Annotated in this window: 17 protein-coding genes; 3 read left to right on the top strand and 14 right to left on the bottom strand. The window is 62.6% G+C overall.

Going from position 1 to position 19,706, the window contains the following annotated elements; translation table 11 throughout:
* Genes QYH43_RS06375 through QYH43_RS06340 form a run of 8 tightly spaced genes read right to left on the bottom strand, consistent with a single transcriptional unit; the run spans window position 1 to window position 7,613 of the window.
* Window positions 1-1,059, bottom strand: a complete 1,059-nt coding sequence (locus tag QYH43_RS06375; protein WP_301156666.1) for an acyl-CoA dehydrogenase family protein — start codon at window positions 1,057-1,059, stop codon at window positions 1-3.
* 10 nt (window positions 1,060-1,069) lie between these two features.
* Window positions 1,070-2,233 carry an acyl-CoA dehydrogenase family protein gene (locus QYH43_RS06370; RefSeq protein ID WP_060543480.1) on the bottom strand — a complete coding sequence of 388 codons (1,164 nt, stop codon included), beginning with the start codon at window positions 2,231-2,233 and terminating at the stop codon, window positions 1,070-1,072.
* Window positions 2,234-2,242: 9 nt separating this feature from the next.
* Entirely contained in the window at window positions 2,243-2,995 is a 753-nt protein-coding gene (locus tag QYH43_RS06365) for an enoyl-CoA hydratase family protein (protein WP_095152839.1), read from the bottom strand.
* Window positions 2,992-4,104, bottom strand: coding sequence for a nitronate monooxygenase family protein (locus tag QYH43_RS06360; protein ID WP_301156665.1), 1,113 nt, complete (start codon window positions 4,102-4,104; stop codon window positions 2,992-2,994). The genes QYH43_RS06365 and QYH43_RS06360 overlap by 4 nt, the downstream gene beginning before the upstream one ends.
* Window positions 4,101-5,009, bottom strand: coding sequence for an enoyl-CoA hydratase (locus QYH43_RS06355; RefSeq protein WP_301156664.1), 909 nt, complete (start codon window positions 5,007-5,009; stop codon window positions 4,101-4,103). Before QYH43_RS06355 ends, QYH43_RS06360 begins: the two co-directional genes overlap by 4 nt.
* Before the next feature lie 15 nt (window positions 5,010-5,024).
* On the bottom strand, window positions 5,025-5,822 hold the full coding sequence (locus QYH43_RS06350) for a CoA-transferase subunit beta (protein WP_095061062.1): 798 nt from the start codon (window positions 5,820-5,822) through the stop codon (window positions 5,025-5,027).
* Between the two features lie 12 nt (window positions 5,823-5,834).
* Entirely contained in the window at window positions 5,835-6,710 is an 876-nt protein-coding gene (locus QYH43_RS06345) for a CoA transferase subunit A (RefSeq protein WP_095152838.1), read from the bottom strand.
* Between the two features lie 12 nt (window positions 6,711-6,722).
* Window positions 6,723-7,613 carry a VOC family protein gene (locus QYH43_RS06340; protein WP_301156663.1) on the bottom strand — a complete coding sequence of 297 codons (891 nt, stop codon included), beginning with the start codon at window positions 7,611-7,613 and terminating at the stop codon, window positions 6,723-6,725.
* 263 nt (window positions 7,614-7,876) lie between these two features.
* Between QYH43_RS06340 and QYH43_RS06335 the strand changes: the two genes are divergently transcribed.
* Complete coding sequence (locus QYH43_RS06335; RefSeq protein WP_301156662.1) at window positions 7,877-9,049, top strand: acyl-CoA dehydrogenase family protein; 1,173 nt, start codon at window positions 7,877-7,879, stop codon at window positions 9,047-9,049.
* A complete protein-coding gene (locus QYH43_RS06330) occupies window positions 9,046-10,239 on the top strand; it encodes an acyl-CoA dehydrogenase family protein (protein ID WP_301156661.1) in 1,194 nt (397 codons plus the stop codon). Before QYH43_RS06335 ends, QYH43_RS06330 begins: the two co-directional genes overlap by 4 nt.
* Before the next feature lie 761 nt (window positions 10,240-11,000).
* Here QYH43_RS06330 and QYH43_RS06325 read toward each other — a convergent pair.
* From QYH43_RS06325 to QYH43_RS06315, 3 genes are read right to left on the bottom strand one after another with little or no spacing between them, the layout of a single operon-like run.
* On the bottom strand, window positions 11,001-11,630 hold the full coding sequence (locus QYH43_RS06325) for a nuclear transport factor 2 family protein (protein ID WP_218232140.1): 630 nt from the start codon (window positions 11,628-11,630) through the stop codon (window positions 11,001-11,003).
* A 5-nt stretch (window positions 11,631-11,635) separates the two neighbouring features.
* Window positions 11,636-12,409 carry an SDR family NAD(P)-dependent oxidoreductase gene (locus QYH43_RS06320; protein ID WP_301156660.1) on the bottom strand — a complete coding sequence of 258 codons (774 nt, stop codon included), beginning with the start codon at window positions 12,407-12,409 and terminating at the stop codon, window positions 11,636-11,638.
* A gap of 14 nt (window positions 12,410-12,423) precedes the next feature.
* Window positions 12,424-13,158: an SDR family NAD(P)-dependent oxidoreductase gene (locus tag QYH43_RS06315; protein ID WP_095061768.1), complete on the bottom strand. Its 735-nt coding sequence runs from the start codon at window positions 13,156-13,158 to the stop codon at window positions 12,424-12,426.
* 260 nt (window positions 13,159-13,418) lie between these two features.
* On the opposite strand from QYH43_RS06315, the gene QYH43_RS06310 reads away from it, so the two are divergent.
* On the top strand, window positions 13,419-14,252 hold the full coding sequence (locus QYH43_RS06310; RefSeq protein WP_095061769.1) for an alpha/beta hydrolase: 834 nt from the start codon (window positions 13,419-13,421) through the stop codon (window positions 14,250-14,252).
* 782 nt (window positions 14,253-15,034) lie between these two features.
* Here the strand turns inward: QYH43_RS06310 and QYH43_RS06305 are convergent.
* The 3 genes from QYH43_RS06305 to QYH43_RS06295 all read right to left on the bottom strand — a co-directional run bounded on the left by QYH43_RS06305 (window position 15,035) and on the right by QYH43_RS06295 (window position 19,695).
* Window positions 15,035-16,264: an NADH:flavin oxidoreductase gene (locus QYH43_RS06305; protein ID WP_095059597.1), complete on the bottom strand. Its 1,230-nt coding sequence runs from the start codon at window positions 16,262-16,264 to the stop codon at window positions 15,035-15,037.
* A gap of 73 nt (window positions 16,265-16,337) precedes the next feature.
* Window positions 16,338-17,984, bottom strand: coding sequence for a DUF1302 family protein (locus QYH43_RS06300; protein WP_095059598.1), 1,647 nt, complete (start codon window positions 17,982-17,984; stop codon window positions 16,338-16,340).
* Window positions 17,985-18,078: 94 nt separating this feature from the next.
* A complete protein-coding gene (locus QYH43_RS06295; RefSeq protein WP_095059599.1) occupies window positions 18,079-19,695 on the bottom strand; it encodes a FadD3 family acyl-CoA ligase in 1,617 nt (538 codons plus the stop codon).
* Window positions 19,696-19,706: the final 11 nt, after the last annotated feature.

Below are 19,706 nucleotides of genomic sequence, written 5' to 3'. Positions count from 1 at the left end.
TCATTCCTCGAAAGTATGCCCCGGCCCCAGGCCGGTGGCGTCGGCGAACAGGTAGTCGCTGACACGGGTTTTGTGAAAGCCGCGGTCCCCCCAGGACGCATCGAGGGCCCAGGCTCGCTTCATGAACATTTGCAGATCCACTTCCCAGGTGTACCCCATCGCACCGTGCACCTGGATGCCTTTGCGCGCGGCAATCCAGCTCGCCTCATTCGCCGCCAGACGCGCTTGGGATACCCAGACGCCAGCGTTGACGTCGCCCCGAGCCAACGCATGGGCGGCGCGGTACAGCACCGGTTTGGCCTGTTCGATGTAACGGGCAACGTCGGCCAGGTGATGTTTGACCGCCTGGAAACTGCCGATCGGTTTGCCGAACTGTTTGCGTTGGGCCACGTAGTCCACCGACAGGTCCAGCATGCGCTGCGCCAGCCCTAACAGTTGCCCGGCCACCGACAGCGCGCCACGGTCCAACAGGCGTTCCTGCAAAGCCCGACCCTGCTCGCCGCTGGCCACGCAGGTCGCCGCGGACGGAGTCCAGCTCACCCGGCCCAGACGTCGCGAAGCATCGATGCTAGGGTGGTTTTCCACGTTCACTTCGGATCGCGGCACCACGTGGATGTCGTCGCCGTCGGTGAGTATCAGCACTTCGGCCAGTTGCGCGTCGCTGACCAGGGCATTGACTGGATGACTGATTGCCATGCGCAAACTGCCATCGGCGATCCGTGGCAACAGATCGGCGCGGGCGGGATGCCCCGCGGGCAGAGCGGCGAGCAAGCCACTGGCGACATAGGCGGTGTCGGCCAAGGAATCAGGAATGGCGTAGTAACCCAGATCCTGGGTCATCAGCGCCCAGGTCACATCGTCCATGCCAAGGCCACCTTCAGCCTCGGGCACCGACAAGGCGGTCAGGCCCTGATCAGCGATCTTGTTGCGCAAGTCCCGAGAACGCCCGGCATCGGTCTCCCAGATTTCCCTGAGCATTTCCGGTGCGGCTTCGGTCATCAGGAAACGACTGATGGCTTCGCGGAACGCCAACTGGTCATCGTTAAAAGTGAAGTCCATGGGCGGCTCCTTATTTCGGCAAGCCGAGCATCCGCTCGGCAATGATGTTGCGCTGGATTTCGTTGGTGCCGGCGTAGATCGGGCCGGATTGGGCGAACAGGAAGCCCTCCAGCCAACCCGCCGCATCACCTGCCTGCGCGCCCTTGTCCAGCAATTCTCCACGCGTGCCGAGAATGCGCATGGCGGTCTCGTGCATCTTCAGGTCCAGCTCCGACCAGATGATTTTGTTGATGCTCGACTCGGCGCCGACCTGCTCGCCTCGGCTCAAACGCCCGACGGTGTAATAGGCCGACAGCGCGTAGGCCTCGGCGCCCATCCAGGTCTCCAACACCGCCTCGCGCAGACCCGGGTCGCGGTCGGCACTGGCGCGGTTCGCCTTATACAGTTCGACCAGCTTGCGGGCCGTGGCCTGGAAACGCGCCGGGGAACGCAACAGCAGCCCGCGCTCGAAACCGGCGGTGGCCATTGCCACGTGCCAGCCTTGTCCTTGGTCACCGATGCGGTTGGCCACCGGCACTCGCACATCGTCGAAAAACACTTCGGCAAAAGCATCTTTGCCATTGAGCGCCTTGATCGGGCGAATGCTCACCCCCGGCGTGTCCAGCGGCACCATGATGAACGACAGACCGTGGTGACGAGCCGATCCTGGCTCGCTGCGGAACAGGCCGAACAGCCAGTCGGCGTAGATCGCCCGGGTCGACCAGGTTTTCTGCCCATTGATCACGTAATGATCGCCGTCGAGCAGCGCCTTGCTGGTGATCGCCGCCATGTCGGAACCGGCGTTGGGCTCCGACCAACCTTGCGCCCACATGTCCAGGCTGGCGGCCATGCGTGGCAGGAAACGCTTTTTCTGCTCCGGGGTGCCAAATTCCATCAGCGTTGGTCCCAGCAGCAACTGGCCGTTCTGGTTGACGCGCATCGGTGCGCCGGCACCGTAATACTCTTCCTCGAAGATCAGCCACTCGATCAGGTCGCTACCGCGACCGCCGAGTTCGGCCGGCCACATCACCATCGACCAGCGGCTCTCGAACAGCTTGGCCTCCCAGGCGCGGTGCTGTTCAAAGCCTTCGCGGGTGTCATAGCTCGCCAGGGGCTCGCGTGGCAGGTTGGCCGCCAGCCAGGCACGGACTTCGGCGCGGAAGGCGTTTTGCTTGGGGGTATAAGTCAGGTCCATGGCGTTATCTCAGAACTTGGCGTCGCGTTTTTCGACGAAGGCCCGGCGCGTTTCCGCGGAGTCCGGGCTGCTGTAGGCCTGCATGGTGAAGCCCTGTTCCCAGCGGTATTTATCTTCCAGATTGCCGTCTTCGATGCCGTTCAAGGCTTCCTTGGCGATGCGAATCATCCCCGGGCTTTTTTCGGCAATTTTTGCCGCGATGCCCAAGGCGGTTTCACGCAACTGGTCCTTGCTGACGATCCGCTCGATAAAACCGTACTGAAGGGCTTCGGGTGCGCCGATGCTGTCGCCGGTAAAGAACAGGTAGCGAACTTTCTGCACCGGGAACAGACGTTGCAGATGTGCACCGCCACCCATGGCCCCACGGTCGACTTCCGGCAAGGCGAAGGTCGCGCATTCAGAAGCGACAACGATGTCCGCTGCGCCGGTGATACCAATGCCGCCACCGAGGACAAAACCATGCACCGCGACAATCACCGGCACCGGGTTGCGGTGCACGGCCTTGAAGGTCGCGTAATTGCCGGCATTGACCTCGACGATGCGCTCCGGGTACTTGTCCAGTTCCTTGATGTCGACACCCGCGCAAAATCCGCGGCCCTCGGCGCGGATAACGATCACCCGCACCTCGGGGTTGGCACCAAGGGTTTCGATCTGTTGCGCCAAGGCTTGCCACTCCTGGCTGTCCAGGGCGTTGACCGGTGGTTTGGCGATCACCAGCTCAGCGATCCCCTGATTGAGTTGTGTGGTAAATGCCGGGTTCATAGGGGTTCTCCAATGCTGGCAGGATGGTGAGAGGGGCGTGCCTGGCTACGTGCCAGGAGCGCATCCAGGCATTCCTGGGCCTCGCTGGCGATGCCTTCGATGACTTCACGACAACTGAGCAACTCGCCGATGGCGGCGGCAACCTGGCCACTGGGCAGGATGCCTTCGTCCGGTGCGCCATCGACCATCGAGCGCTGCAACAGCACCGGCTGGTTGGCGGCCATCACCACTTGCGACAACGCGGAAGGGTCTTCACGCAGCGCGCGAACAAACACTGCGGCCATGTGTCCCAGGCTCATGCCAGTCTGCTGCTTCCACTGCCAGGCGCTGCCCAGAGCAATGCGCAGGCGACCGAAGGAACCCGCCTGTTCCAAGTGATTGATGAAGCGGTTTTCGATCATGCGGTGGCGCATGCCATCGACCGCCGTGGTCACGCGCACTTGCTGCGGATCGTTTACCTTCAGATAGTGTTCGAGCGTTGCGGCCGGGGTCGGCGATTCACGGGTCATGAGAAAACGCGTGCCCATGGCGATGCCTGCGCCGCCAGCGGCCAACACCGAGGCCAGGCCACGTCCGGTGGAAAACCCACCGGCCGCGATCACCGGCACCTTGACCGCCGCCAGCACCTGGGGCAGCAGGATCGAACTGGGTACGCCACCGGTGTGGCCACCGCCCTCACCGCCCTGAATGGTAATGAGGTCGGCGCCCAGTTCCACCGCCTTCAGCGCATGCTTCAATGCGCCAACAGTGGGAATGCACAACACCTTGGCTGCCTTGAAACGCGCGATGGTCTGTTTGTCCGGGCCGCGTCCGTAACTCACGGCGCGCAAGCGGTACTTGATCGTCAGGTCGACGCACTGCGTGGCGTTGTCCTGGAACATATGGAAATTGAGTCCGAAGTTGCTGCCGCCAGTGGCGTCGATCACCTTGAGAATTTCGCCTTCCAGTTCATCCGCCGCGATGGTCGCCCCTGCCAGGAAACCAAAACCTCCCGCTTGGGTCGTGGCGATCACCAGATTGGCGTCGGCGACCCAGCCCATCGCGGTTTGCACAATCGGATAACGGCAACCGAGGGCCTCGGTCAGCGGCGTATCGAGCCAGCTGTTCATTGGCTTTTGTCCTCGGCCTGCTTGTTGGCCCGAGCCATGCCTTTGGCATCGAAACCGCCGAGTTTGTCACCGGACAACAGCTCGTTATGGGCATGGGCAAAGTGGTGCCAGGCGAACACGGCATCCATTGCCGTGCGCTTGCCTTGCAGGTCTTCGACGTGGTTGATCGCCTGCTTGGTCAGCGCTAGGCCCATGCGCGGCTGGCGGGCGATGCCGGCGGCCAGGGCATAGGTGGCCGACTCCAGTTCTTCACGTGACACCAGGCGGTTGACCATGCCCACTTGCCAGGCGCGGTTGGCGCTCATGCGGTCACCGGTGAAGAGAAATTCCTTGGCAATACGCGGGTTCATTTCGTAGGGATGGGCAAAGTACTCCACCCCCGGAATGCCCATGCGCACCACCGGATCCTGGAAGAACGCGTCGTCGCTGGCGACGATCAGATCGCAGACCCAGGCCAGCATCAGCCCACCCGCGATACACGCGCCATGGACCATCGCGATGGTCGGCTTGGGCAGTTCACGCCAGCGTCGGCACATGCCCAGGTACACCTCCTGCTCGCGGGCATACAGCTGCTCGCCACCAGGCTTGTTGGTGTGATCCCACCACAGGTGCGCGCGCTCAAACGGCTTGTCGATATCGCGCCCCGGAGTGCCTATATCGTGGCCCGCCGAGAAGTGCTTGCCGTTGCCCCGCAGGACGATGACCTTGACGCTGTCGTCGTTCACCGCCTGGCGAAAGCACGCATCCAGGGCGTAGGTCATCTGCGAGTTTTGCGCGTTGTTGAAGGTTGGCCGGTTCAGCGTCAGCGTGGCGATACCCTCGGCCACGCTGTACAGCACCGGGGTGTCCGTCTCGTAGATGGCTTTGTCCTCGCGGACGATAAATTCACTGTCGCTGCTGTGCATGCTCGCCTCCTTGTCTCAGGCCGTACGGATGCCGGGCGGGTTGCCCTTGATCGTGGTGGCGCGGTAATCGTGGGGGTCGAGGCGGCGGATCAGGGCCAACTGCTCAGGGGTGGGGTGCACGGTTTCGTGCAACTGCGCGGACTTGAGCAACGGGAAACCGGTGTTCTCCTGAACCTGCTCGAAACTCACGCCGGGGTGCAACGAACGCACCTGCACCGCACGCTCCGGGCCATTGAAATCCAGGACGCACAGATCGCTGACCACGCAATGGATGTCCATCAAGTCGCGGCGCGCACCTTCGGGCCAGCGCTCGGCCTTGAAGCCGACACCGGAGACCATGTCCACTTCGCCGCTGACAAACACCCGCGTGTTATGGCTGGGCACGAAGAACGAGTTGAGGTGGTTGATGCTGTTGCCGGGCAAGCCCCGCACACCCAGGATCGCGGTCTTGGGCTTTTGATAGTCGCCGACGCAGGACAGATTGGTCTGGCCCCAACGGTCGATCTGGGTCGGGCCGATCATCGCGTGACGGCGACCACCCCAGACGCATTCGAAGACCCGCTCGAACGACATGTACCCCGAGTAACGCGGCACATAGTCACCACGCGGGCCGAGCGGGATCGGTTCTTCGACCAGGAACGCCTCGCTGTCGGTCATCAGCAGTTCCGGGCTGTGGGTCAGCTTGGCCAGGCTAGCGCCCAGACGCGGGATCACGCCCAGGCCCGAGGCAATCACCTCGCCATTGCCACGCCAGGCCTCGGAGGCGGCGACGATCATCAGTTCAGCGAGTGTGAAATCACAGGTTGCAGACATAGTCGCTAATCCTCAGAACACGGGAAGGGGCAAGGCGCCCATGGAGTCGGCACCACCGTTCTGTGCCTGATAGGCCTGCTCGCCACCGGCGATGTAGGTCTGCACATAGTCCTGCCAGCCGTTGTCCGCCTGGCTGCTGGCGACATAGTTTTTCAGGTGTTTGAGGTCCCAGCCGTAGTCGGGGGCGCAGAGCGTCGGGTGCGCACCGAGGGGCGCATGCACCACGCCGGTCACCAAGTAACGCTCGAAGGTGTTGAAGCGGGCCTGATCGGCGCTCAGCTCCAGGCGTTCTTCCAGGCGTTCGCAGGAGACAAAGCATTGCTTGGCAGCGCGGGCGAACAGGTGGTCAAAATATGGGTCGGGACCGGTCACCAGGCAGTTGCCCAAGCGATCGGCGACGTTGGCATGCAAGAACGCCACGTCGAGGTTGAGTGCCGGCATGGCCAGCAGCACCTCGCCATCGGCATAAGGCGACTGGATGGTCTTGAGCTCCGGATTCAGGCGCGTCACATCGGTTGCCAGGCCACAACGGGTCGGCAGGAACGGCAAGCGCATGCCGGCGGCGCGCAGGCCCCACTGGAACATGCCTTCGTCCAGTTCCATCAGCTCCAGCTCGCCGGCTTCGCGGGCCTTGCGGTAGTAGGGTTCCAGCGGAATGGCATCAAGGGTGGCGAAGCCGAACACCAGCTTCTTGACCTTGCCGGCAGCGCACAGCATGCCCACTTCGGGGCCACCGTAGGCGACCACGGTCAGGTCCTTGACCGGCGAACGCAGGATCTCGCGCACGATGGCCATCGGCTTGCGCCGCGGGCCCCAGCCGCCGAAACCGATGGTCATGCCATCGCGCAATTGAGCGACCGCATCGGCCGCTGTCAGTTGTTTGTTCATGTTGATCATTCCTTACTGTTGGCCGACCGAAAAGTCGTGCCCCCAAATGCTCACGCGAGTGAATTCGAATGCCGAATGCTCGGCCCAGTCGACCTGCAACCCACCAAACCCGTACTCCAGATCGAACCCGGACGGCGTCTTCATGTAGAAACTGGTCATGCGGTCGTTCAGGTGCTGGCCGAGGGTGGCCGAGAGGCTCACGTCGTGGGCATGCAGGCGGTCATGGGCACGGCCGACTTCGGTCATCGAATCGACCTCGACCATCACGTGCACGCAGCCAGACGGCACCGGGTACTCGGCCAGTGCCAGACTGTGGTGACGGGCGTTCTGGCAATGCAGGAAGTGAATACGGATCGGCGGTGCCGACGGGCCAGGACGAAAGTTGAAAATGTCCGACAGCTCGAAACCGAGCACATCCTTGGCGAACGCCAGGGTGGCGTCGAAGTTCGGCGCCGGCAGCACCGTGTGGCCAAGGCCCATGTCGCCAGTGATGAAGCGCGGCACGCCTTGGGGCGACACGAACGGCAGGCAATCAGAGCGATGGCCCCAGCTCAGTTCATGGCAGTTGCCGGAGGGGTCGGTGACTTTGACCAGCGCCTGTACACCGCGCTGATCGATCTCGGCGGCAGAGCCCGGCTGCCATTCGATGCCGGCCGCGCTCAGGTGCTCAAGTGCGGCCTGGAATGCCGGCTCATTGGCCAGCTCCCAACCGGAAGCCAGATAACGCGCCTCGCTGCCTTCGACGATCAGCATGCGAAACGGACGCTCGTCCATTTTCACGTACAAGCCACCGCCCGGCGCTGGCTGTACCTGCATGCCCAGCACGTCTTCGGCGTAACGCTGCCAATGGCTGAGGTTTTCGATCTGCGAGACGAAATAGCTCAAACCGCGAATGTCGATCATGCCTGGGTCCTCGTTGGCTGAATGGCTTACGTGGCTGGCATTGTGCGAAGCGCCGCCTTGCACTTCATCGTCCGTTGAGACTAAGCATCTGTGGGAGAGCGGCTTACCGGCGAAGGCGATTTCACGGACGCCTTCGCCGGCAAGCCGGGCTCCTACAGGGCGAAGCACGATGACGCAGTGTCCCTAGTCCGTTTTAGTGATTCGAACACTGCTCCCACCCGCTCAGACTTTGCGCATCCATCCGCCTTGCAGAGACCGCCCCCATGGAGTTCGCTTTTACCGAAGAGCACCTGATGATTCGCGACAGCGCCGAGCGTTTTCTCGCCCAGGCCAGCGACTCGCATGCCGTGCGTGCCGCGATGAACCGCCCGGATGCGCATGATCCCGAAGTCTGGCGGCGGATTGGCCAGGAGCTTTACTGGCCAGCGTTGATGGTGCCCGAGCGCTTTGGCGGCATGGGCCTGGGTTTTGTCGAACTCGCGATCCTGCTGGAACAAAGCGGTCGCTACCTGCTGGGTTCACCGCTGTTTGCCACGGCGTGCCTGGCCACCCCCGCCCTGTTGCTGGGGCACAATGAAGCCCTTCAGGAGTACTGGCTGGGGGCGATTGCCGCCGGCGAAACCCGCGCCACCCTGGCCTTCGCCAGTGTTCCGGGGCTGGAGGCTCGCAGCGTGCAAGTCGTGGCTGCACCGCGCCTCGGCGGCTGGACCCTTGACGGCCAGTACGCACAAGTTATCGATGGCGCCTCGGCCGACCTACTGATTGTCGCCGCTCGTGCCCCCGACACTCAGGGCGAACAGGGCATCAGCCTGTTTGTCTTGCCGGGCGATACGCCGGGCGTGGTCCGCACTCCCCTGGCCACTCTGGACCAGACCCGCCGCCTGGCATGCATTGAATTGCATCAGGTGCAGGTCAGCGAAGCGCAGCTACTTTGCGGCCCCGAACAAGGCTGGACAGTGCTGCGCGACACCTTGTTGATCGCCGCCATCGGCCTTGCCGCCGAGCAGACCGGCGGCGCGCAACAAGCCCTGGACCTGACCCTGGCGTACATCGCCGAACGACGGCAATTCAAACGCACCATTGCCAGTTTCCAGGCAATCAAGCACCGCTGCGCCGACATGATGCTGCAAGTCGAATGCGCCCGGTCGGCGGCCTATTACGCTGCCTGCGTGGCCCAGGAACGCCTGGACCCGAACGGCGATGCCGCTGTGGCCCAAGCGCTTGAGCAAGCCGCCGCCACTGCGAAAATCCACGCCAGCGAGGCGTTTTTCCATTGCGCTGCCGAGTCGATCCAACTGCATGGCGGCGTCGGTTTTACCTGGGAATACGATCCACACCTGTACTTCAAACGTGCCCGCGCCGGCGAACACCTCTTGGGCAGTCCGGCGTTGCACCGCGAGCGCCTGGCGGCTCATCTCTTGGGAGAACAAGCATGAAAATCGGTTTCAGTCGTGCAGACGAAGTGTTCCGCGAAGAAGTCGCCCAGTGGCTGGCCGAACACCTGAGCGGCGAGTTTTCGCCCTTGCGCTTTCGCGGTGGACCAGGAGATGAGCACAGCTTTCCCGAAGAACGCAAAGCCTGGGAACGCCAGTTGGCTGCCGGTGGCTGGATCGGCGTGGGCTGGTCGAAAGATCACGGCGGACGGGGACTGAGCATCAGCCAGCAGGTGATCTTCCATGAGGAATACGCCCGTGCCGGTGGCCCCGGGCGCATGGGTCATATCGGCGAAGGCCTGGTCGGCCCGACACTCGCCACCTTCGGTACCCCCGCCCAGCAGCAGCGCCTGTTGCCCGGCATCCTCGACGGCAGCCAGTTCTGGTGCCAGGGCTATTCGGAACCGGGCGCCGGCTCGGACCTGGCCAACGTGCAGACCCGCGCGAAACTCGATGCCACGGGCGAGCACTGGTTGATCAGCGGGCAGAAGGTCTGGACCTCCCTGGCGCACGAGGCTGACTGGTGTTTCGTGCTTGCGCGCACCGAGCCTGGTAGCCAGGGGCATCACGGTTTGTCGTTCCTGCTGGTGCCGATGGCCCAGGACAGCATCCGCGTGCAACCGATCCAGCAACTGACCGGCACCAGTGAGTTCAATGAAGTATTTTTCGACCACACCGCCACCAGTGCCGACAACCTGATCGGCCAACCGGGCGATGGCTGGAAGATCGCCATGGCATTGCTGGGCTTCGAGCGTGGCGTATCCACGCTGGGCCAGCAGATGCAGTTCCACAACGAACTCGACGAAATCATCCGGATCGCCCGCGCCAACGGTGCCGCCCGCGACCCGCTGCTACGCCAGCGCATCGCCCAGGCCTGGGCCGGTCTCAAGGTGCTGCGCTACAACTCACTGCGTATGCTTTCAGGTGCGCAAGACGGCAACCTCGGACGCGAAGCGATGATCTACAAACTGGCCTGGTCCACCTGGCACAGCGATCTGGGCAAACTGGCCATGGACGTGCTGGGCGACGCCGGGGAAATCCTCGACGCCGCGCCCTACCAGCTCAGCCGCTTGCAGTCGCTGTTCCTGTTCACCCGCTCCGACACCATTTACGGTGGCAGTAACGAGATTCAGCGCAATGTGATTGCCGAGCGGGCCCTGGGCATGCCGCGCGAACCGCGGGTGAACGCATGACCTGAACACCATCAAAAACCTGCTCGCGATGGCATTGTGTCTTTTATGGTGTACATATCCATTGCTGCGGTAACGACCACCTATGGTTCCGCTCTTACAGCGGGTCACTTGGAAGAGCCCCAAGTAACCAAGGGCTCTTGCCCCTTTCGTTCGGTGCCTCGCTAATGCTCGGCATGCCCTCGCTCCGGTCCTGCTCCGTGGGGGCAAAAGAATCAAAAGCACTCGAGGCGGCCGACCGGCCGGCCTGGTCGGCAGCTCGTGCACATTTCCCCGTAGGAGCTGCCGAAGGCTGCGATCTTTTGATCTCGCTTGGCTTTGGCTTTTGATCTTGATCTACCTGCCCCGTTTCCAGAGGCCGAACGCAGGCGTTGCGCAGTGGGCATCCCGGCATGGATGCCGGGATAGCCGCGCACGGCCATGGATGGCCGATCGCGGCGGGCCCACGGAGCAATGCCGGAGTGAGGGCACCCCGAGCCTCAGCGAGGGGCCGAATGGTGGGGCAAGACTTTTTGGTTACTATTGAGGCGTTTGTCAAAAGTGACTCGCCGTAAGGGCGAAACCATAAGCCGCCGTTACCGCAGCAATGGATATGTACACCACCAAAAAACAAGTCGCCCAACACAAAGCCATCGCGAGCAGGCTCGCTCCTACAGGGGATCGGGGACAGCCGCAAAACCCAGGCTAGCTGGAAGGTGCGCGCCAAAAGGGGTATACCGTCGCGCAAGCAAAAGGGCGGCACCTGCACGGGCCGCCCAGATTGGTCAGCGTACGCGAATCTTCGGGTCATCCGCCCCACGGCGCAGGGTTTTGAGAAAGCCTTCCAACGGCGCGGGTTCGGCGATCTGCGGCAAGGCGTCCTTGTCCGGACGTTGCGCCCAGAACGCATCCCACGACGGAAACAACTCATGGAAACTGCCAGCGTAAGGCTCGCGCCCCGGCCAACGCATCTTCAGGCCGCCAATCGGTGGTTTGTTCAGGTCGGTCGCGTACCAGTAGCACGGCAAGCGACGACGGAAACACCAGCGCCCGTCGATCCGCTCGTAGTCGTCCCAGTACAGCATCTGCATGATCACCCACTCGGGACCGGTCTCATGCTCGTTCTTGGAATAGACCACGCCAGTGGCGTGATCGGCATCGCTGAACTCGATGATGTGCTGCCCCAAGTGATGGGAGGTGCCGTGGAACTGCTTGCGCATGGTTTCGTCCAGCCACGCTTTGAGGTGCGCGCGACCGCTCTTGTCGCGGCCCACGCGCACGTCCGGGGCGAAGCAGTTAGCCATCGCATCCATGTCACGCATGTCCAGCGCCAGCGCGTACTTGCCGGCCAGTTGGCGGATAGCGTCAAGCGACTCCAGGCGATCGATGCGCTCAAGCAGCGCGGCGGACTCCAGGCCCATCAGTCGAGCACCGTGTACAGGTCAGAACCGCGCCCGCCGTCCACCGCCAGGCTGGCGCCGGTGACATACGACGCCTCGTCGCTGGCCAGGAACACAATCGCGTTGGCCAGTTCCACCGGCAGGCCGACCCGTTTCATCGGGATCACCTTTTCGGTGTTGGTGCGGGTTTTGGCGTCACCGAGCATGCCAGCAGTGGCCGGGGTGTCGACCACCCCCGGAATGATCACGTTGCAGCGGATGTTGTGCGGTGCGCCTTCGCTGGCCGCCGCCCGGCTGAAGTTGATCACCGCCGCCTTGGCCGCCGAATAACCGGCCATCCATGCGGTACCGAACAGGCCACAGATCGAGGCGATGTTGACGATCGAACCGCCGCCCTGCGCTTTCATCAACTGCATCGCGGTGCGGGTGCCGAAGAAGGTCCCGTCGACGGTAGTGGCGAAGTTGGCGTGCCAGTCGGCGGTGGTCATGGTGTCGATGCCGCCCCAGGTGTAGGCCATTGCATTGTTGACCAGGATGTCCAGGCGCCCGTGGCGTTGCGCGGTCGCTTGCAGCGCGCCGACGTAGGCTTGTTCGTCGCTGACATCGGCCACGGCGATCTCGGCCTGCCCGCCCTGGGCACGGATTTTTTCCTGCACGCCTTGCAACGGCTCAATGCGGCGCCCGCACAACACCACTGTTGCGCCCTCTTCGGCGAAACGCAGTGCAGTGGCTTCGCCGATGCCGGAACCGGCGCCGGTAACGAAGGCAATTTTTCCTTGTAAACGCTTGCTCATGGGTGACTCCCTGATCAGATAAAGGCCATGCCGCCGTTAACGGCGATGTTCTGCCCGGTCATGAAACTGGCGTCTTCGCTGGCCAGGAACACTGCAACCCGGGCGATCTCATCGGTCTCGCACATGCGTCCCAGCGGCACGTTTTTCAGCAGCGCTTCCATGTATTCGTCAGGGATGCCGGCCATCATCGGCGTATTGGTCGGCCCCGGTACCAGGGTGTTGACGCGGATGCCGCTGGCCGCCAGTTCACGGGCGATCGAACGGGTCAGCCCCATCACTCCGGCTTTCGACGCGCAATAGTGACTTGGGCCTTCACCGGTCAGCGCAGCGGTGCTGGAGAGGTTGATGATCGCGCCCTTACGGCCACCCTTGACCATCAGTTTTGCGCCCTCACGACAGCACAGAAAGGTGCCACCCAGGTTCACGCCGATCACGCGCGACCAGCTCTCATCCGGGGTTTCGAGGAAGCTGTCCAGTCCGCCCACGCCGGCGTTGTTGACCAGAATGTCGAGGCCGCCGAAATGCTGTTCGGTCTGGCCCATGGCATCGGCCACGGAGGCGCTGTCACCGACGTTGCAGGACAGGGCCAGGACCTTGTCGCCAAGGTCTGCCAGGCTCTCGGCCAAGGCCGCTTGATTCAGATCGACAGCCACCACCTTGGCGCCTTCGGCGACAAAACCACGCACGATGGCCTGGCCCATGCCCTGCGCGGCGCCGGTCACAAAGGCCACTTTGTTGAGTAACTTCATAGCAATCTCCGAATGTGCAAATACGCTGCGGCCCGCTGCCCTTGCAGTCACGCCGTCCCCTGCATGATTAGCGGCAAGCGCCCGGGCACACATCGTCCGATGGGACTACCACCGCGTGGTCTGAACGGACGATGTGGATAACCCCGCCAAAGCCCAGCATTCGCAAGGCGCGCACCACGCCAGGCGCTGTATTCCCCTTCAATCTGCAGCAGCGCCTGGCGCGGCTGTGCTTCATGAATCCGCCTTCAATGGAGAACCCCATGAACCAACCCGTAGATCTGCCCCTGCCCGTCGGCCATTACGCGAGCCTGCCAAACGGCCTGCGCCTGCACTATCTGGATGAGGGCGCAGGCCCCGTGGTGCTGTGGCTGCACGGCAGCGGGCCGGGCGCCAGTGGTTTCAGCAATTTCAAGGGCAACTACCCGCAACTGGTCGCCGCGGGCTATCGCAACATCGTGCTCGACCTACCGGGTTTCGGCCGCTCGGACAAACCCGAGGACGTGCAGTACAACCTGGATTTCTTCGTCGATTGCGTGGCGGCGTTCCTCGAAGCCATCGGTGTGCGGCGTTGCACGCTGCTGGGTAATTCGCTGGGCGGCGCGATCGCCCTGGGGCTGGCCCTGCGCCTGCCGCAACTGCCGCAGAGCCTGATTTTGCTGGCACCGGGCGGTGTCGAGGAGCGGGAAACCTACTTCAAGATGGAAGGCATTGTGCGCATGGTCAGCCTGTTCAGCGCTGGCCCCATCGGTCTGGAAGAGATGCGCAGCATGATGAGCCTGCAGCTATTCGACGCTTCGATCCTGCCGGAAAGCCTGCTGCAGGAACGCGTGGCGGTGGCCGTGACCCAGCCGAAGAATCTGTTCAGCACGATGATGGTGCAGAACATGGAGGCACGCCTGGGTGAAATCCAGTGCCCGATCCTTGGCTTCTGGGGAACCAATGATCATTTCAACCCAATCAGCGGCGCCCAGCGCATCATCGACGGCGCACCGAATGCCCGCTTCATCGTGCTCAACCGATGCGGACATTGGGTCCAGGTGGAACATCGCGAACTGTTCAACCGCAGCTGCATCGATTTCCTGCAAAACGGCTGATCCGGGCGACGTGGTGAGCGAGGCTTGCCAGCGATGGCGGCATCAGCTTCACCGCCGCATCGCCAGCAAGCCGGCTCCTACAGCTTTCCCTACCGCTCAACCATCCGGACACACCCGCAAAACCTGTAGGAGCTGGCTTGCCAGCGATGGCGGCATCAGCTTCAACACCGCATCGCCAGCAAGCCGGCTCCTACAGATATCCCTACCGCTCAACAATCCGGATACACCCGCAAAACCTGTAGGAGCTGGCTCGCCAGCGATGGCGGCATCAGCTTCACCGCCGCATCGCCAGCAAGCCGGCTCCTACAGATATCCCTACCGCTCAACAATCCGGATACACCCGCAAAACCTGTAGGAGCTGGCTTGCCAGCGATGGCGGCATCCGCTTCAACACCGCATCGCCAGCAAGCCGGCTCCTACAGATTTTTCGTACCGCTCAACAATCCGGATACACCCGCAAAACCTGTAGGAGCTGGCTCGCCAGCGATGGCGGCATTAGCTACACCACCGCATCGCCAGCAAGCCGGCTCCTACAGATATCCCTACCGCTCAACAATCCGGACACACCCGCAAAACCTGTAGGAGCTGGCTTGCCAGCGATGGCGGCATCAGCTTCACCGCCGCATCGCCAGCAAGCCGGCTCCTACAGATATCCCTACCGCTCAACAATCCGGATACACCCGCAAAACCTGTAGGAGCTGGCTTGCCAGCGATGGCGGCATCAGCTTCACCGCCGCATCGCCAGCAAGCTCGTACAGGCGACCCAGGCGCCGGTGTATCCGTCACCCCGCCGCCTTCTGGCTGTTCAACACGGCATCGCCCGGCTGGCCCAGTACGCAGGAGGTGCCGCCAGGGGTGTACATCATGGCCACGCAGCGGTTGCAGGCGGTGCAGATCGAATCGCGACTGGCGCCGCTGGCGAGTTTGTTGACGTAGTCATTTTCAGCCAGCAACACCCGCCCCATGGCGACCAGGTCAAAGCCCTCGGCCATGATCTTTTCGATACTCGCCAGGCTCTTGGCGCCACCCAGGTAAGCCAGCGGCATCTTTACCGCCGCCCGCACCTTGCGCGCATGCTCCAGCAAATACAGCTCACGGAACTCCACGGTCGGCTCTTTGCGACGCTGGATAGCCATCGCCAGGGCGATAATCTTGTTCTTCTGCTGTACGCGGTTTTCCTTGGGGAAGGACGAGCCGAACATGGTGGTGATCGATTCGGCGTTCATCCCGGCGCTGAGCACCAGCAAGTGTGCGCCCTCTTCTTCCAGCATGCGGGCGATCTGTGCTCCGTCCTCGGCGCTGTTACCGGCGCGCACGCCTTCGGTGATGCTGTATTTGCAGATCACCGCCATTTCCGAGCCGACCGCATCGAGCACCGCGCGCAGCACCCGGCGTGGAAAGCGCAGGCGGTTTTCCAGGCTGCCGCCATACTGGTCGCGGCGCTTGTTGTACATCGGCGAAATGAACTGGCTGAGCAAGTAGCCGTGACCCATGTGGATTTCCACGGCATCGAAACCCGCCTGCCGCGCCAGACGCGCGCCCTGAGTGAAGTCGCGCACCACTTGCTGCATGTCGGCTTCGTTCATCGCCTGCTTGAGGAACATGCCGCTCATCAAGCCGATCTTGTTGAAGCCGCCGCTGGCCGACAGCGGACGCTTGGTCGAACGTTCGCGAATAAAGGTAAAGCAACCACCGTGGGTGATCTGTGCGCTGGCCAGGCCACCGGACTGGTGCACGGCATCGGTCAGGGCCTTGAAGTGCGGCACGCTGGAGGGGGCGAGGATCAACTGATTGGGCAAGGTGCGGCCATCGCTGCTCACCGCGCAATAGGCCACGGTGGTCAGGGCAGTGCCGCCCGCGACCAGGGCCGAGTGCAGCTTGACCAGCTGTTTGGAAGGTACACCCCCGGCACTCATGCCTTCGTTGGTGGCAGCCTTGATAAAGCGGTTTTTCAGGGTCAACGGTCCAATCGCAATCGGGCTGAACGCTGACGGGGTCGGACGAGGATTCATGACTGGCCTCTCTTTATTGTTATCAGGCTACAAATAAAAGCTGCGCCGCCATGTCGCGACGCAGCTGTGATCATCAGAAGGTGTATTTGGCATTGAGCGACAGATAATCGCGGTCCGCCAACAAGCGGCCCTGGGCGACATCCGGGGAGCTCAGGTAGGCGACGTAGGTCATGCCGACCTGGAAATTGCCCAGGTACTTGAAGTCGCCACCCACCGTCAGCCGCTTCTCGTCGCGACCCAGGCCCTGGTACGCACTGCCGTCGATGTTCTGCGTCCAGACCACCTTGGTGCTCAGGTCCAGGCCATTGGCAATGGACGGGTAGTCCATGTAGGCGCCAACGCCGAGTAAGGACGAGCCACGGGTCTGGGTCTTTGACTCGAACGTGTCGAACGTGCCGTCTACGCCGGCCCCACCACCGGTGATCGTCAGGCTGTCCACACCGTCAATGTGTTGATGCACCACTTCACCCATGAAAGTGGTCTGCTGGGCGAGGAAGCTCGGGCCGAGGATGTACATGGCGTTGAGGTTGCCTTGCCAGATTTGCCCGGTGGTCGGCGCACCGTTGTTCAGGTAGACCGAGGCGCCATCGCGGTAGCTCAGGTCACCGGCATACTGCACCGAGTCGCCGACCTTGGAGCTGAAGCTGATACCGGTCAGCTTGACGTCTTCGAAGTAACCCAGGCGATAGGACGACGCGGTTCCGTCATGACCAATGCCCTTGAGCGACGAGTACTGGGTGGTGCCGGTGAAGTCGAAAAACAACGAACCGACACGCTCGTTATAGCGGTAGTGAAACAGCCCCACTTCGGTGTTTTCAGTGACTCGGTAGCGCACGCCCAGGCCCCATTGGCCGCTGTCGCTGGCGTCTTTTTCACCGGCATAACCGACCGCCAGGCCGTTGGGCAGGCTGTCGATCTGCCCGGCGCCCAGACGATAGAACTCGGCACCGGGACCGAAGGTATCGCTGCCGAAGTAGTCGCCCACGGGGTTGAGATCGGTCTTTTCCCACTCGTACTGGTAGTAGCCCACCAGCGCCAGGTCTTCATTGAGCGACCACGACCCGGACACCTGCCCTACCGGCAGGTAAGAGTCCTTGGCCTCGGTACCCGGCACGTTGAATTTGGTGGCATCCACCGGGGCCTGGCCCTGGCTGATGTTGGCCCAGAACAGGCTCTCGCCCCAGGCCACCAGATGCCGTCCGGCCTTGATCGACAGATATTGGGTCTCGCCGACATCGAAGTTGCCATACACGTACGCATCAAGCAGTCGCGCCATGCTACCGCTCAGGCGTCGGGTTTCGTCACTGAAGCCATCGTTGTGGCCAGTCTTGTTGACCGTCTGCGGCGAGTCGTTGGCGTTTTTCTGGTTGTAGATATCGTCATAGAACTGACTGCCGCGCAGCACCGCACCGAGATTGTCGTGCTTGAGCTGCAACTCGCCGAACAGGCTCACGCGGTTGTTGATCAACGAGCCGCGCTTGAAGTTGCGCGTGCCGTCGTCGTTGTTCGGGTCGTTGAGGTATTGGCTGGCCTGCTTGGCGGTACGCATGGATGCTGTGTAGTTGACCGTCAGCGACGAATCCAGGGTGGTATCTTCCCCCAGCTCGATGGTCGGTGCAGCACTGGCCGTAGCACTGACGAAGGTGATGGCCGTTGCCAACAGGCAGCGACTATCGAATGGACTCCCCGGACGGCGGGTTACCAGGTTTCGGGTAAACATGCTCCTCTCCTTTTTTGTTGTTTTTGCTTGTGCCGCCACAGCATGAAAAAATCCGCTGTGACGCACATCGTCCGTTTGGTGAGATGAGCGCTCCTCATGCCTGAGCGCCGTTGGCCACCACCGCGCGCAGTTCGTTCTTCGCCACCTTGCTCGACGGGTTGAGCGGCAGCGCACTGAAAAATCGCACCTGGCGCGGCACCTTGTAATTGGCCATTTGCTCGCGGCTCCAGGTGATCAGTTGCGCCTCGTCCAGCTCTTTGCCTTCACGCAACACCACGCAGGCACAGCCGACTTCGCCCATGCGTTCATCGGCGATACCGATCACCGCCACCTGGGCAATCGCCGGATGCCGGATCAGTGCTGCTTCGATTTCCGCCGGATAGCAGTTGAAACCGCCAACGATGAACATGTCCTTCAGCCGGTCGGTGATGATCAGATTGCCTGCGTCGTCCAGGCGGCCGACATCGCCGGTGTGCAGCCAGCCTTCGGCGTCGATGGCTTCGCGGGTCGCGTCGGGGTTCTGGAAATAGCCCTGCATGATGTGAAAGCCACGCAGGCAGATCTCGCCGGTCAGCCCGGCGTCCAGCGCCTGGTTATTCGGGTCGCGGATGCTCACCTCAGTGCCGGCAATCGGTCGTCCGCTGGTGCCGGCGATCACGTGCGCCGAGTCTTGCGGATCGCAGATCGTCGCCAGCCCGCCGCACTCGGTCAGGCCGTAGGCGGTGGTCACCACGGCAAACCCCAACTCGTTGCGCATGCGCTCGATCAGGCTCGGCGGGATGCTTGCCGAACCGGTCACCGCGATGCGCAGGCTCGACAGGTCGGTCTGCTGGAGCTTCGGATGGGCCAGCAGTGACAGGTAAAGCGTCGGCGCGCCGGGCAGGACGCTGATGCGCTCGCGGGCGATGCGCTGGAACACTTGCTCTGCGTCGAACACCGCGTGGGGCAGGATGGTCGCCCCGCCGATCAGACAGGTCAGCCAGCCAGCCTTGTAGCCAAAGGCATGAAAGAACGGGTTGACGATCAGGTAACGGTCACCCGGCACCAGGCCGATGACTTTGACGTACTCAGTGAAGGCCCGCAGGTTCTGGCCATGGCCGCTCATCACGCCCTTGGGTTTGCCGGTGGTGCCGGAGGTGAACAACAAATCACACATGGCCTCGGGGCCGACCGCCAATGCGCGGCGCAAGGCGCTGTCCGTATCGATGGTCGCCGCACCGCGCAGGAACTGTGCCAGCGTCAAATCCGAAGACTGCTCCGGCGCGTCGCCATCGACAATTACCAGATGTTCAAGGCTGGATGGCCGATGAGGAGCGAGCAACGCGGGGTAGTCAACGTCGAGAAAACGCTGTTGGACAAACAACACTCGGCAACCGCTACGCTCCAGCACATCGGCGGCTTCCTGCCCCTTCATGCGTGTGTTGATCGGCACCAGCACCGCACCGGCGCACTGAATGCCCAGCGCAGCGAGGATCCAGTCGGCACAGTTTGGCGCCCAGATTGCGACCCGATCACCCGCCTGGATCCCCAGGGCCATCAAGCCCCGGGCAAAGCCCATGACCCGCTCGGGTAACTGCGCGTAGTCGATGCACTGGCCGTTGTCCTCGATAGCCGTGCGTCCGGCAAAACGTTCGGCACTGCTGAAGACCAACTGGGCCAGGGTGGCAGGGGCTGCGCTCAGGGGCGCGGCAAGGTTCAGGCTCTGATTCATCGTGGGCTCGG

The sequence above is a fragment of the Pseudomonas sp. C32 genome, assembly GCF_030417915.1.
Lineage (GTDB): Bacteria > Pseudomonadota > Gammaproteobacteria > Pseudomonadales > Pseudomonadaceae > Aquipseudomonas.
This window is presented reverse-complemented; position numbering and strand designations above follow the sequence as displayed.